The 13,613-nt window shown below is 65.9% G+C and carries 11 protein-coding genes and 1 tRNA gene; 7 read left to right on the top strand and 5 right to left on the bottom strand.

Annotation, left to right across the window (positions count from 1 at the left end; translation table 11 throughout):
* Nucleotides 1-87 precede the first annotated feature (87 nt).
* The 3 genes from EG850_RS03990 (at nucleotide 88) to EG850_RS03980 (ending at nucleotide 3,343) form a co-directional block, all read left to right on the top strand.
* Nucleotides 88-1,170 (top strand): C40 family peptidase, encoded by a 1,083-nt coding sequence (locus tag EG850_RS03990; RefSeq protein WP_124970310.1) that lies wholly within the window; start codon nucleotides 88-90, stop codon nucleotides 1,168-1,170.
* Nucleotides 1,171-1,476: 306 nt separating this feature from the next.
* Nucleotides 1,477-2,502: a M23 family metallopeptidase gene (locus EG850_RS03985; RefSeq protein ID WP_124970307.1), complete on the top strand. Its 1,026-nt coding sequence runs from the start codon at nucleotides 1,477-1,479 to the stop codon at nucleotides 2,500-2,502.
* A gap of 346 nt (nucleotides 2,503-2,848) precedes the next feature.
* Entirely contained in the window at nucleotides 2,849-3,343 is a 495-nt protein-coding gene (locus tag EG850_RS03980) for an HNH endonuclease (protein WP_124970304.1), read from the top strand.
* Between the two features lie 10 nt (nucleotides 3,344-3,353).
* Here the strand turns inward: EG850_RS03980 and EG850_RS03975 are convergent, their stop codons facing one another.
* Together EG850_RS03975 and EG850_RS03970 are read right to left on the bottom strand one after the other, a co-directional pair.
* Nucleotides 3,354-3,878 carry an SRPBCC family protein gene (locus tag EG850_RS03975; protein ID WP_124970301.1) on the bottom strand — a complete coding sequence of 175 codons (525 nt, stop codon included), beginning with the start codon at nucleotides 3,876-3,878 and terminating at the stop codon, nucleotides 3,354-3,356.
* Between the two features lie 22 nt (nucleotides 3,879-3,900).
* Entirely contained in the window at nucleotides 3,901-4,569 is a 669-nt protein-coding gene (locus EG850_RS03970) for an AIM24 family protein (protein WP_124970298.1), read from the bottom strand.
* A gap of 251 nt (nucleotides 4,570-4,820) precedes the next feature.
* Between EG850_RS03970 and EG850_RS03965 the strand changes: the two genes are divergently transcribed.
* Nucleotides 4,821-6,233 carry an aldehyde dehydrogenase family protein gene (locus EG850_RS03965; protein ID WP_124970295.1) on the top strand — a complete coding sequence of 471 codons (1,413 nt, stop codon included), beginning with the start codon at nucleotides 4,821-4,823 and terminating at the stop codon, nucleotides 6,231-6,233.
* Between the two features lie 97 nt (nucleotides 6,234-6,330).
* Here the strand turns inward: EG850_RS03965 and EG850_RS03960 are convergent.
* Nucleotides 6,331-6,405, bottom strand: a tRNA-Arg gene (locus EG850_RS03960).
* Between the two features lie 109 nt (nucleotides 6,406-6,514).
* Here EG850_RS03960 and EG850_RS03955 point away from each other — a divergent pair.
* The 3 genes from EG850_RS03955 to EG850_RS03945 all read left to right on the top strand — a co-directional run bounded on the left by EG850_RS03955 (nucleotide 6,515) and on the right by EG850_RS03945 (nucleotide 12,362).
* Entirely contained in the window at nucleotides 6,515-10,690 is a 4,176-nt protein-coding gene (locus EG850_RS03955; protein WP_124970292.1) for an ATP-binding protein, read from the top strand.
* Between the two features lie 90 nt (nucleotides 10,691-10,780).
* The gene (locus EG850_RS03950) at nucleotides 10,781-11,035 is read left to right on the top strand and encodes a hypothetical protein (RefSeq protein WP_124970289.1); all 255 of its coding nucleotides are present in this window, start codon (nucleotides 10,781-10,783) and stop codon (nucleotides 11,033-11,035) included.
* Between the two features lie 22 nt (nucleotides 11,036-11,057).
* Nucleotides 11,058-12,362: an MFS transporter gene (locus EG850_RS03945; RefSeq protein ID WP_124970286.1), complete on the top strand. Its 1,305-nt coding sequence runs from the start codon at nucleotides 11,058-11,060 to the stop codon at nucleotides 12,360-12,362.
* Between the two features lie 99 nt (nucleotides 12,363-12,461).
* Here EG850_RS03945 and mscL read toward each other — a convergent pair whose 3' ends face one another.
* Together mscL and EG850_RS03935 are read right to left on the bottom strand one after the other, a co-directional pair.
* The gene (gene mscL / locus EG850_RS03940) at nucleotides 12,462-12,857 is read right to left on the bottom strand and encodes a large conductance mechanosensitive channel protein MscL (protein WP_124970283.1); all 396 of its coding nucleotides are present in this window, start codon (nucleotides 12,855-12,857) and stop codon (nucleotides 12,462-12,464) included.
* Nucleotides 12,858-12,981: 124 nt separating this feature from the next.
* Nucleotides 12,982-13,587, bottom strand: coding sequence for a 5-formyltetrahydrofolate cyclo-ligase (locus EG850_RS03935; protein ID WP_124970280.1), 606 nt, complete (start codon nucleotides 13,585-13,587; stop codon nucleotides 12,982-12,984).
* Nucleotides 13,588-13,613 lie beyond the last annotated feature (26 nt).

Below are 13,613 nucleotides of genomic sequence, written 5' to 3'. Positions count from 1 at the left end.
TGGGAATCTGATGGATGCGTGATGTTTCCGTGATCTTTTCGTCACTTTGCCGTGACCTTTCCGTGATCTTTGGCTATCGTCGTGGGCATGGATACGACGCAGACCACGAACTCCGCGCCCCTCACTCGCCGCGAGGCCCGCGCGCTCGAGCGCCAGCAGGTACTTGCTGAGGCGGCCGCGCTCGCCGCGACGACAGATCTGACGACCGGGTCGCAGGCGTCGGCGCACGATTTCAAGGTCGACACCGGACGCATTGCACGTAACGAAGCCCCGACGCTCGTTTCGGTGCTTCCGACTGACCTGCTCGAGACGGTGGCTGCGGCAGACGTCGCGGTCGATGCATCCGAGACTGAGGTTCCGGCAGCGTTCCGCGGCCTCTCGGTTCGCGCTGCGCGCCCAGCGAGTTTGCGTCGCGCACGCGGTCGGCTCGTGGGTGGGGCGGCCGCCATGGTCGCAGTGTCGGCCACTGCAGTGACGGCGTTCGCTGTCACCGGCGGTGAGGCGCCGGCCAATCACCAGGCGAGCCTGCTCACTGCAACGACACTCGACACCCCGCCGAGCACGCCGCCGGTAACTCCGACGCCCGCGCCGAGCGAAGATGCGAGCGTTGCGCCTGAGCCCGAAGTGGCGGTCGATGAGGGCGGCACGACGGTCCAGCCCTTTGCCACTGAAACTCTGCTCGCGGCCGCCGAGCCGGCTGCAACCCCCGAACCGTCCCCTGAGGCAAGTGCTGAGGCGACCTCCGACTCGAGCTGGACAGAATCGTCGGCCGGCGACTCCTCGCAGCCGGAGTCGACTGGATCGAGCGATGATTATTCGTCGGCGCCCTCGGCCTCGGCATCGAGCGGTTCGATTCTTGCGATTGCCGAAAGCTATATGGGCACGCCCTACGTCTTTGGCGGCACCAGCCCGTCCGGCTTTGATTGTGCTGGCTTCGTGTCGTACGTGCTCAATCAATCGGGCTACAGCGTCGGCACGTCCATCTCGCAACTTGCTGCGCTCGGTACGGTGACCAGTAACCCCAAGCCGGGCGACCTCGTGGTCTACGGCAACTATCACATCGGTTTCTATGGCGGCCCGAACAGCCTGCTGCACGCACCCTATGAGGGAGATGTCGTGCGTTACGGCAACATGAACTGGGCAAGCCACTATTTCGTCAGCCTCGACTAACGCAGACTCGATCAGGCGCCGCATCCTCGGCACGCCTGTTGGTGCCCACTCAGGGGTGCCAACAGGCGTTTTCCGCCTTAACATCACACGCTCGTTATCATTTCGAGATTTTTCGTCACAAAACCGTGACATTTCCGTGACCTTTCGTTATCGTGGTGTTATCGAGAACGCATACGGCGTTCAACTGCCACCGAGGCGCCGCGATCCCGCCCCCTCGGAGTGAGAAAACCGAGTCTCTCGGTGGGCGGGCGGAATCTCGGCGCGGCGCAAAGGTCAACTTCTGTGAATAACACCACGACTGCTCCATTGACACGTCGTCAGGCCCGGGAAATCGAGCGACTCACTGGCGTTCGTCCCGTCGCCGTCGCGCCAACGGTCCAGCCGGTCATCGCCCACGACTTCCGACACGACACCGGCGAAATCAAGCGCAACGAACTCAACGCATTGATCTCGGTGATTCCCGCCGAGCTGCTTGAGCGCATTGCGGAGCCGGCCGTCGCAGCCGCACCTGCTCGCATCCCGGCATCATTCGCTGGCCGCGCGATTACCGTGCGAGCCGCCGTGCCAGCCCAGATTGTCAGCCAGCGCCGTCGCCGCGTCGCCGGTGGCTTTGCTGCTGCAGCCTCGGTGGGTGCCATGGCAACGGTGGGTCTCGCCTCGGCCGCGAACGCTCCGGCGCCGGTCGAGCACCAGGCCAACCTGATGGGTGCGATGACCACCACTGAGACCACCGCCGACGTAGCAGCCTTGCCCGAGACCGCCGCAACTGAAGTTGCTGCAGCTCCCGCGCCTGAAGCCGTTGTCGAAGAGACCACGGTCGCGGCCTTTGACACGGAAGCGGTGCTTGCTGCCGCCGAAACAATTGCCCCGACAATCGCCGAGACACTCTCGCCGGAGTCAGCTATGACGCCCGCGAGCACGGCCTACTCGTCGCCGATGGGCCCAGGTGCCCAGATCACCAGTAGCTACGGCAACCGCATTCCGCCGGTGACCGGTGTGTCGAGCTTCCACCGCGGCACCGACTTTACGGTCGCCGGCGGCACCTGCGGCGCCCCGCTCTACGCGGTGAGCTCGGGCACGATCGCCGCAGCCGGCTGGTCAGGCACCTATGGCAACACCATCGACCTCGATGGCTCGGGCTCGACGACGTTCCGCTATGCCCACCTCGAAACGATGCTCGTTTCGCCCGGCCAGTTCGTGAACTCCGGCGACATCATCGGTTACGCTGGCACCACCGGCGCCTCGACCGGATGCCACTTGCACTTCGAGGTCTTCGAAGGCGGCACGAACGTCGACCCCGAGATCTGGCTCGGCAACCTCGGTCTTCTCTAGGACGATCGCTAGCTCGAATCAACATTCGAGTGAACGTTTCGTGACCGGCTGCACGCTTGGCGCGGCGAAACCGTGCGCGAGCACTCGGCCCGGGGTACTATCGCCGGGATCACACAGCGTCAGCCGCGAAAGGATCCGTCATGCGAGTCGTCACGTTCATCCCGCCCAGGGATGCACGAGGCTGCTCGGGATTCGAGCGGCACGCGCACCACGGCATAGTTGCCGGTGCGCAACTCTCCAACTTTTCACGGCATCGCCACGCGGCGGTGCCGTGTCTTGTTTCCGAGACGCTCCCGCGATCACCCCAGGAAACCCCGAATCCGCGGGGATGACCGGAAGGAACCGCATGCGCACCCTCGTCCTCAACGCCGGCTACGAGCCGCTCGCCGTGGTCAGTGACCGCCGCGCCCTCATCCTGGTACTCGGAGGGAAGGCCGCAGTGCTCGAAGCCGACGAGGCGAATCCGCTGCGCGCGACGCACTCACAATTCGCGCGACCCCGAGTGATTCTGCTCACGCGCTATGTGCGCCTGCCAATGGCGAAGCGCACCCCTGTCTCGCGCAAGGGCGTGTTGCGCCGTGATGAGCACCGCTGCGCCTATTGCGAGCGCTTCGCGAACACGATTGACCACGTGGTGCCGCGTTCACGCGGGGGAGTGGACTCGTGGGAGAACCTCGTCGCTTGCTGCCTGCGCTGTAACAACGTCAAGGGTGATCGCACGCCCGAAGAGATGGGCTGGCGCCTGCGCTGGCAGCCGGCGGCACCGGTGGCGCGACCCTGGCAGATGCGCGGTGTCGACACCGAACTGCCGGAGTGGTCGGCGTATCTGCCGGCGGCGTAGCGAGCCGGTGCTAGCGCCGCTCGCGGTGGCGGGCTCCGGGGGCGAGTTCGCCCGAGCGCATCCGGTCGCGCACGCGGGAAACGAGCGTTGCATCCTCGCTCGCGACGACGAAGTCGGCCATACGCCGGTCGAGTTCCTCGCGCAAGGATGCACGCAGCGTCGCGCTGGCAGCGTCGGCGAACAGCGGTGCCGCGTGCCGCCAGGTGAGCTTGAGTGTGACCCGGCTGCCATCCTCGTCGGGGCGCACATGCCAGCCCTCGCCATATTCGGCGAGCCACCACGGCCCCTTGATCAGCTTCGTGCTCGAGAGCTGGCCCGGGTGCCACACATCGACCTCGACAATGACGCGGCGGCCATTGCCCACGCGCTCAAACACCTGCGCTCCGGGGCCGAGTTCACGATGCGCACGGATGAGCATGCGTGACTCGACCTCGGAGTCCCAGGCAGTGCGGTCGTCACCCAGCGTGTGGGCGAGCGCGAACGCCGTTTCGGTATCGAGGGGCACCCACGCGGAAGCTTCAAGCTGTTGCGACATGCCCGCCAGTCTAGGTGCGTTGCTAGCCCGCGGGGACGTATGGGTAGCCCTCGCTCGGCTGAATCACCACGAAGCCGGGACCGTGGAAGGCGAGCTGGAACGACTCACCCGAACCGCGACCAATGAGCGCGCCCATCTTGAAGTCGTTCTTGATGGTCGGGGTGAGGTTCGCTGACCAGCACACAGTTGCCTGCGGATCGGTGTAGACGGGCATCTGCGAAGCATCGAGCACGAGCGGCACACCGTCGCTGAGCACCGCGAGCGTGCCTGTGCCGCCCACTTCGAGGTTGAACAGGCCGCCAGCGAGCATGCCGGCGTTGCCGATCATGCGCGGCTCGTAGTTGAGCGAGGCATCGAAGGCGAGCACGTGGTCGGTGTTGAGCGTGAGGCCTTCGTTTTCGAGTTCCATCATGAAGATCTCTTGCGCGGTCTTCGCGAGCCACGCTTCACCCTGGCCGCTCACGCGCATGAGGTTCTTGCCTTCACCGGTGAACTGCTTCTTGAGGAACTGGCCCATACCCTTCGAACCCTGGTGGGCGAAGTCGAGCTGACCGCGGTAGGCGACCATCGCACCCTTCTGGGCGATAGCATCCGGGCCGAAACCGAGTCGCAGCAGCTTCGGCGACTCGAGGACCCAGCGGTCGGTGGCCGGGTCGCGATGGTTGGCCTGGTCAAAGATAGGACTGCGCATGATGGTCTCCGAGACGTAGGAATGCGAAACAGATTGATTCTGCTCCTGATTTGGCGTGAGCAACTCGCCCGCAAGGATGATGCCGGGACGAATTCTTCGGAGCGATCCGCATCCCAATTGCCCGCCACTGCACGGCCCTTGTTTGTTCGCGCCCGACGGTCCGTCCGTCATTGTTTGCACGCAGGTCGCTCGCTTAGCCTCGCTGAAAGGCGCGATCGCGCGCCGCGCTCAACGAAGAGAGGCCACCCCACATGTCTTTCCAGACTATCGACGACCTGCTCGCCGCGATTCAGCCCGCCGAAGGCGGCCGCGACGCCATTGACCCCTCGACCGGCGAAGCGTTCGCCCGCGTGCCGCAGGTTACCGCGGCTGATGTCGACGCCGCGATTGACCGCGTCGCAGCCGCACAGCCCGCCTGGGCCGCACGTTCGATGGAGGAACGCAACGGCCTCCTCAACGCCGCCGCCGACGCGATCGAGGCTGCGGCCGAGCCGCTTGCCGAACTGCTCTCGCGCGAACAGGGCAAGCCGCTTAACGGCCCGAACGCTCGCTTTGAGGTTGGCGCCTGCGCCGCCTGGTTGCGCGCGAACGCGGCGTTCGCACTCGAACCCGAGGTGCTCGTCGATGACGAGTCGGGCCGTTCGGAGCTCCACTACGGACCGATCGGCGTCGTCTCGGCGATCAACCCCTGGAACTGGCCGATGATGATCGCCATCTGGCAGTGGGCTCCTTCGCTCAAGATGGGCAATACGGTCGTCTCAAAGCCGGCCTCGTCGACGGCGCTTTCGGTGCTCGCACTTGCCGCCGTGATGAACGAGGTGCTCCCAGAAGACGTGCTCGTCGTCGTGCCCGCTGGTGCCAAGGACGCCCAGGCACTCACCACTGACCCGCGCATTGGCAAGGTCATGTTCACCGGTTCGACCGAGGTTGGCCGCATCATCGCTCGTGATGCCGCTGACAACGTCGCCCGCCTCACCCTCGAACTCGGCGGCAATGACGCCGGCATCGTGCTGCCCGATGTCGACCCGAAAGCCATTGCCCAAGATCTCTTCTGGGGTGCCTTCATCAACACCGGCCAGACCTGTGCCGCGCTCAAGCGCCTCTACGTGCACGAAGACGTCTATGACGCGGTCTGCGACGCGCTCGTCGAGGTGGCCCAGCAGATGCCAATGGGTCCGGGTCTCGACGAACAGAATGTGCTCGGTCCGCTGCAGAACAAGGGCCAGTACGACGTGGTCACCCGCCTCGTTGACGCGGCTCGTGACTCGGGCGCCCGCATCCTCGTCGGCGGCAACCCCGACCACGACGCACCCGGCTACTTCTACCCGACGACGCTCGTCGCCGACATCGACAACGACAACCCGCTCGTTGCCGAGGAGCAGTTCGGCCCGGCGCTGCCGATCATCAAGTACTCGAACCTCGACGAGGTGATCGAGCAGGCGAACGCTCTCGACGTCGGCCTCGGATCATCGGTGTGGTCGAGCAACCGCGACGAGGCGATCAAGGTCGCGAGCCGCCTCGAAGCCGGCACCACCTGGATCAACAAGCACGGCGCCATTGACCCGCGCGTGCCCTTCGGCGGTGCGAAGCAGTCGGGCTACGGCCTCGAGTTCGGTGTGGACGGCCTCAAGGCCGTATCGCAGCCGCATGTGATCTCCTGGTAGCACCTCAGGAGCACTCCGCCATACTGGGCTTCGCCCGTTCGATCAGCCAGGGCTGGAAGATCGAACGGGCGAAGCTCTTTCCGCGTCGAGAACCGCATGGTGCCCCCGGCGGGGATCGAACCCGCGCCTTCCCTTTAGGAGAGGGATGCTCTATCCACTGAGCTACGGAGGCGGCCCACCAATGGTACCGGCGTCACGGCACGACGTGGCGACAGTAGGGATGCATGAAACTCCCGCCAAGCTCCCGGCCACGCGCGGCACTCTCGCCTATGTTGAACAGCGTGTGGGGTCTCTTTCGCAAGCGCAATAGTTCCGACGACACGCCGTCAGCGTCGCCGGATGATCAGACGCGCGATCACGAGACCCAAGAGATTGAATTCGAGCGGGCCCGCGATCGCGACCTGAGCGACGGTGTCGAGGTTGGTGAGCATCCGGGTGGCTGGGTTGACCAGGCCCTCGCGACCCGCGGTCAGCGCGAGGATGCTGAGGTCGATATCGACCTCGACGCACCCGTCGGCGCCGTCAACGCCAACGCTGAGACGAAGCCTGCCGCCGAGTCTGCCGCCGAACCGGTGAACCCCTTCGCGCCGCTCAACCTGCGCCGCGTCGAGGGCGCTCCTGCCGAAACCACGGCGAGCGATGCTGAAGCACCGGATGCGCCGGCCGCTGAGGCAGGCCCTGAGGCAGACGCCGAGCCCGAAACTGACGACGACGATCTCCCCACCGAAATCGCCCCAGACCTCGAGGCGGCCCGTCGTCGTTGGCGCGAGGAAATCGCCGCGCTCGGTGGCCCGAGCGCGCTGCGCAACTTCCGCGGCGACCGCGGCACCTATGTTGATCTCACGACCGCCCACCCTTCGGGTGTGGCGACGCTCCTCGCTGGCCGACCGGTCATGCTTACGAGCCTCCTGCGCGAACCGCTCGCGTTCCGAAATGCCCTGGATGCAGCAGATCTCGTCGCGCAGAAGGGTGCCGAACTCGAGTCGGCGCGCGGGCTCAGCTGTGTGCAGCTCGCGATCGGGCTTGCCTCTTGGACGACGACCGGCGGCGAAATGCGCAGCCCCGTCTTCCTCCGCGCCGCCACCCTGCGTCGCCTCGGCCGCGACTACGAGGTGCGCCTGCGCGGACGCCTCCACCCAAACGTTGCGCTCCTGCGCGCGCTCCACGATGACGGCATCACCGTGCGCGCGAGCGAACTGCTTGAGGCTGCGGGCGATGGCGATACGCTCCTGCCCGAATCGGGCTTCGAAGCACTGCGGGCAGCTGCCGGCATCCTCCCGGGGTTCCTCGTCGATGCGCGCGCGGCCCTCTCGACCTTTGGCGATGTCGCTGAGCAGCTCAGTCTCGATGCTGAGGGCGCGGCGCTTGCGCATCCGGTACTTGATGCCCTCGCCGGTGACGGTGACCTGCGCGCCCGATTGCGTGGCGCGGCCCGCACTGAGACGAGCATTGACCCTGACCGCCGCGACCCGGCCGCCGACCGACTGCTCCTCGACGCCGACACCGAGCAGGAGCGAGTCATCGACGCGGTACTCGGCGGCACGAACCTCGTTGTCGAGACCCTGCCCGGAACCGGTCTGACGCAAACCGTGGTGAACACCATCGGGCAACTCGTCGACCGCGACAAGCGGGTGCTCGTGGTGACGCCGCGGGCCGCCTCGGTTCGTGCGATTCGCAGCCGCCTGCGCGCGGTCGGCCTCGATGGTCTCGCCGTCACACCGCGCACCCTGCGCCGCGATACCGTCGCGGCGATTGCCCGCAATGAGCGTGCAGAACGACCGGCAACCGGCGAACTCGACGATGCGCTCGTGCGGCTGCGGCATGTGCTCGCCGACTATCGCGCCGCACTCGCGGCGAAGACGCCGGAATTCGGAGTTTCACCCTTTGACGTGCTCGAGGCGCTGAGTCGGCTCGAACTCCTCGATGTGCCGCCGTCAACCACCGCGCGCCTCGAACGCGACACCCTCGGCCGCCTGGCCGACCCCGAAGCGCGCAAGGCAGCGGCCGCGCAATTGCAAGAACTCGGACGCCTCGGTGCTTTCCGCTACGGCCCCGATGACTCGCCCTGGTACTCGGTTGCGTTCTCGTCGACCGATGAGGTCGCCCGCACCCACGCCACCGCGCGCGAACTCGCCGATGGTCGCGTCGCCGAGGTCATCAACGCGGGCCGCGGCATTGTCGGTCAAACCAATCTGCGCCCGCCCGAGTCATTCGCCCAGCTCGGCGTCTACCTGCGCCTGCTCGCCGACATCCGTGAAACGCTCGATCGGTTCTCGAACGAGGTGTTCGACGCCGATCTGCCGCAACTTATCGAGGCGACCGGCGGACGCCGCGAAGGTAGCGATATGCCGGCCGCGCGACGCCGCGAATTGCGCGTCGTCGCCCGCGAACTCGTGCGCCCGGGCGTGAGCGTCAACGACCTGCACGAATCGCTGAAGTATGTGCACCGCCAGCGCATCCTCTGGCACCGCTTCGTCGCCGACGGCGCGCTACCGAATGTGCCGACGGGTATCGAGCAGGTGCGTGGTAACTATCGTGCGGTCGCGGCGCTCATGCAACCGCTGGATGAACTGCTCTCGGATGCGGGTGAGGTCACGATCGCCGACACTCCGATCGCCGAACTCGATGAGCGCCTCGACGGATTCGCGGCCGAATCGGAGGTGCTTGAGACCACGGTCGAGCGCCTGCGCCTCGCCGACGAATTGCGCGGTCAGGGGCTCGGGCCTCTTCTTGCTGACCTCCTCGAACGTCACATTGAGGGCGATGAGGTTGCCGATGAGCTCGAGCAGGCCTGGTGGCAATCGGTGCTCGAGATTCAGTTGCAGGAGCAGAAGGCGCTCCTCAACGCGAACACTCGCGTGCTTACGCGCATTGAAAACGACTTCCGTCTTGTCGACCAGGCCCACACTGAGTCGAGCGCGAACCAGCTCGTCTGGCAGCTCGCGCAGACTTGGAAGGTCGACCTCGTCGACCAGGCCGATGAGGCTGAGGCGCTGCGTGAGCTCTTGCGCGCGCCCGGCGTGAGTTCGCGCCTGCTCGTCGACAGCGCGGCTCGACTCTCGCGCTCGATTGCCCAGGTGTGGCTCGCGAGCCCCTACGATGTGCCGCGCATTGACGACCGCATCCAGTTCGACACGGTGCTGCTTGTCGACGCCGCCGATATGTCGACCGCAGAGGCTGTGGCTGCAATCCGACGCGCCCGTCAGGTGGTCGCCTTTGGTGACCCGGCGACGCAGACGCCCGCCGAGTTTACGATCGCGGTGCGCCCGCGTACCGAATCGCATCCAGCTCGGGGGCTTGACGCCGCGACCGTCGCGAGCCGGGTCGCCGACTCGGTCTACGCACGCCTCGCCGAATTTCTGCCGACCATGTCGCTCACCCGCTCGTACCGGGCCGGTGGGGAAGACCTCGTTGAACTTGTCAACCAGCGTTTCTACGGTGGCCGTCTCGAATCGATGCCGTGGGCGGGTGCCTTCCTCGGCCACTCCTCGCTCACGTTCTCGTATGTGCCCGATGGCACCGGGATGCCCGACCCACGCACCGGCGCCGTCGAGGCAACTGACGCCGAGGTCACCCGCGTGGTAGAACTCGTGCTCGACCACGCCATTCACCGCCCGCGCGAGTCGCTCATGGTCATCTCAGCCTCGGCAACCCACGCCCAGCGCGTGGAACAGGCGGTGTGGTCGGCAATGACGCACCGCACTGAGGTCGTCGACTTCTTTACCGGTGCTCGCCGCGAGCCGTTCATCGTGACCACCATTGAGCAGGCCTCGGCGCTCGCCCGCGACCGCGTGATCTTCTCGCTCGGCTACGGCATCACGCCGCACGGCCGGGTGCTCTCAGAGTTCGGCGTGCTCGCAACGCCGCTCGGCGAGCGCGCGCTCGCGGTCGCCATGACCCGTGCCCGCCGCTCGCTCGTGATTGTGAGCTGCGTGCGCCCCGACCAGCTCGACCTCAGCCGCATGACCGCGGGCACCATCGAGCTCGCTGAGATTCTGCACGAACTTGAGCAGCGCACCGAACGCCCAGGGCAAACCGAGGAGCTCGACGAATCGCACGCCCCGATGCTCGTTGACCTGGCGCGCCGACTCTCGGCGCTCGGGATGCGGGTCGACCGCGACTACCGCGGCCACATTCCGCTCGCGGCCTCGTATGGTTCGCGCGCCATTGCCATCGATCTCGATGCGCACAGGATGCTCGCCTCACCGACCCTGCGCGACCAGCTGCGCTTGCGGCCAGAGCTGCTCAAGCGCCTCGGTTGGTACTACCTGCGCGTGCACGCCTTCGAACTCTTTGCCGATCCGGCCGCGGTCGCGCGTCGCATCGCCATTGCGCTCGAGGTGCCGCTGCCGGAGGAACGGGTGCCGGCAGCTGGCGAACTGCCCGCCGCCGAGGCCGAGGTGGCCACCGAGCTCGAGGATGCGGGGGAGCGGCTCGCACTCCCCGCCGCGGAATAGACCCTGCGGAATAGACGCTGCGGAATACCCAGCCCCAGACCAGGGTTATGGTCAGTGAACGACTCTTCAGCGCATCCGAATCGAGGCAGCATGTCGCGACCACGTCGACGCGTCACCACCGCACCGGTACCCGGCGCTGATCCCACGCCGCAGCGCATCCCGGCACGCGCTGGCGAGCCAGAGCGAATTAACGCGGTGCTCGCTGCCGAAGATCGCAGTGATAGCTGGGGCGATGCCGAGGTGGTGTTCGACGACGACACCACTGTCGTGCGACGCGACGAAGCTTCGGGCTCGAACGACGCGGCGCTGATAGAAAACGTGCCACCGCACAATGTCAATGTCTGACGGGCCAATGTCTGAGGCGTCAATGTCTGACCGCAACGCCGACAAGCGCGGCGACGACGCCCGCACTGACGGCTTCGAACGCCTCGCGGAGTCAGAATCGCTCGAAACCGGCTCAATCCCAATTCAGCGGATCGACGCGGGGAAACCGCTCGCAACCGAACGCATCCCTGCTGAAATCTGGACGCTCCTCGCCGCCACCTTCTTTGTCGCCGTCGGCTTCGGCCTCATTGTGCCGGTGCTCCCGCAATTCGCCGACTCGTTTGGGGTCGGCGCCACGCTCGTGAGCGTCGTGGTCGCCGCGTTCTCGGTGATGCGCCTCGCTGGTGCTCCCATCGCTGGCCCGCTCGTCGACCGTTTCGGCGAGCGGCCAATGTATGTCACGGGCCTGCTCATCGTGGCGCTCTCATCAGTCGCGACCGCATTCGCCGCCGACTACTGGCAATTGCTCATCTACCGCGGCCTCGGCGGCATCGGTTCAGTGATGTTCACCATCGCCTCGTCCTCGATGGTCGTGAAGTACTCGCCGCCGGCGCTGCGCGGCCGGGTCTCGTCGATGTGGGGCGGCATGTTCCTCATCGGCGGCATCTCGGGCCCCTTCATCGGCGGTCTTCTCGCCCAAATCGGGATGCAGGTGCCCTTTATCGCTTACGGCATCGGTCTCGTGATCGCGGCACTCATTGTCGCAATCATGCTCGGACGTGGTCGGAACGCGAATTCGACGAACGCGCCGAAGCTGCCGCCCATGCGGCTCGCCGAGGCCTTCGCGCTCCCGAGCTATCGGGCGCTGCTTTCGGTTGGGTTTGCGAACGGCTGGGCAAATATGGGGATGCGGACGGCGGTCGTGCCGCTGTTCGTGAGCCAATTACTCTCGGGGGAGCCGTGGGCAGCGGGTGCCATTGTCGCCACGGGGGCACTCGGTAATGTCCTCTCATTGCAGTGGGCCGGGCGCGCGAGTGACCGGATCGGCCGTCGTCCGCTCATCATGGTGGGCCTACTCATCGCGGCGGTCGGGCTCGTGCTGTTCGCCGTCACCGGTGCGCTCTGGTTCGCCTTCGTTGCGAGCCTGATCGCTGGCTTCGGCGCGGGCTTGGCGGCCCCGGCTACGCAGGCGGCCGTTGCCGATGTCATTGGCCGGGAACGCTCGGGCGGTAAGACGCTCGCGACTTTCCAAATGTCAGCCGATGTCGGTCAGATCCTCGGCCCGATCGTCGCCGGGCTCATCATCGACTCGGTCGGCTACACCTGGGCGTTCGGGCTCGCTTCCGTCGTACTCGTGGCACCGATTGCGATGTGGTTGCGCGCCCCCGACACCATGCAGCGCAGCTAGTAGCCGCGCCTTGCGGGAAATGCAGAACGCCCCCGACCTCGTTGGTCGGGGGCGTTCATTGCGCTCTACCGGCGCGTGCCGGCGGCGGTTACGGCGTGACTACCGCTTGTTGGCAGCGAGCAGGTCGCGGATCTCGGTGAGGAGATCGGTCTCGCTGGCGGCAGCCTCTTCCTCAACCGGCTTGTGGCCGTGCTTGCGGATGTACATCTGCTCGTTGAGCTTGTTCATCGGCAGGATGATCGCGAAGTACACGACGAGTGCGATGAGCAGGAACTGGATGATCGCAGCGATCACGGCGCCGACGCCGAGGGCGACGGGGCCGATGTTCCACACGGCGCTCGCAATGTCGTCGCTGTTGAAGACAGCGGCAATGATCGGGTTGAAGATGCCCTCGACAAGCGAGTTGACGATTGCGGTGAATGCGCCACCGATGATGACCGCAACGGCCAGCTCGATGACGTTACCGCGCATGATGAATTCCTTGAAGCCCTGCATGTGGCCCCTCCTCTTACGAGAACAAAACGCGGCGCGCGATCGGCGCAGTCCGCTACATACGTTGTATTGCCGGATTGGCAACAACAGAGTGTACGCAGATGCATGGTCTTTTTGAAACTATTTTTCAGTTTTTACGAGTACATTTAATCGTTTGTTCTTCCGTGACCACGCCATCGACGTGCATATCGTGCGGCTGGGTGGGCACCTGCTCGAGTAATTCATCCTGATGCACGAGCGCATAGGCAGGCGGCGGATCGGTCATCGACCCGAGCATCCGGTCGTAGTAGCCGCCACCCCAACCGAGCCGTGAGCCATCGCGACCGGCAAGGGCTGCGGGCAGCACGATGAGGTCGACCTCATCGAGTTCAATCGGGCTGAGCGGCTCGCCAACCGGCTCGGGGATGCGCAGGCGCGGATGCATGCGCTCCTCGCCGGTGTCAACGATCCAGTCGAGCAGACCGTCTTCGCGGGCCACCGGCAGGATCACCCGCACGCCAGCGTCACGCGCCCAGGCGAGGAACGGGCGGGTGCTCGGTTCGAGTTCGGTCGAAAGGAAGCAGGCGACGGTGCGCGCATCCAGCTCTTCGACCAGCCGTCGCAATTGCTGGGCGACCGCTTCGGCGACGAGTTCGCGTTGGGCTTGCGGCCGGGCGCGGCGACGTGCCCGCACCCCGGTGCGGAGCGCTTGTTTCTCAGCAATGAGTTCGGCATCGCGCTGTTCGGCATTCATGCGGCCAGCCTAGGCGGCACACGCGA

The organism is Gulosibacter macacae (assembly GCF_003865375.1).
Classification (GTDB): Bacteria; Actinomycetota; Actinomycetes; order Actinomycetales; family Microbacteriaceae; genus Gulosibacter; species Gulosibacter macacae.
This window is presented reverse-complemented; position numbering and strand designations above follow the sequence as displayed.

Bases quoted from the DNA above. Each gene is read 5' to 3' on its own strand.
- EG850_RS03980 (WP_124970304.1), top strand. From the start codon at position 2,849: ATGCGCACCCTCGTCCTCAACGCCGGCTACGAGCCGCTCGCCGTGGTC.
- EG850_RS03945 (WP_124970286.1), top strand. From the start codon at position 11,058: ATGTCTGACCGCAACGCCGACAAGCGCGGCGACGACGCCCGCACTGAC.
- EG850_RS03965 (WP_124970295.1), top strand. From the start codon at position 4,821: ATGTCTTTCCAGACTATCGACGACCTGCTCGCCGCGATTCAGCCCGCC.
- mscL (WP_124970283.1), bottom strand. From the start codon at position 12,857: ATGCAGGGCTTCAAGGAATTCATCATGCGCGGTAACGTCATCGAGCTG.
- EG850_RS03970 (WP_124970298.1), bottom strand. From the start codon at position 4,569: ATGCGCAGTCCTATCTTTGACCAGGCCAACCATCGCGACCCGGCCACC.
- EG850_RS03935 (WP_124970280.1), bottom strand. From the start codon at position 13,587: ATGAATGCCGAACAGCGCGATGCCGAACTCATTGCTGAGAAACAAGCG.
- EG850_RS03950 (WP_124970289.1), top strand. From the start codon at position 10,781: ATGTCGCGACCACGTCGACGCGTCACCACCGCACCGGTACCCGGCGCT.
- EG850_RS03975 (WP_124970301.1), bottom strand. From the start codon at position 3,878: ATGTCGCAACAGCTTGAAGCTTCCGCGTGGGTGCCCCTCGATACCGAA.
- EG850_RS03990 (WP_124970310.1), top strand. From the start codon at position 88: ATGGATACGACGCAGACCACGAACTCCGCGCCCCTCACTCGCCGCGAG.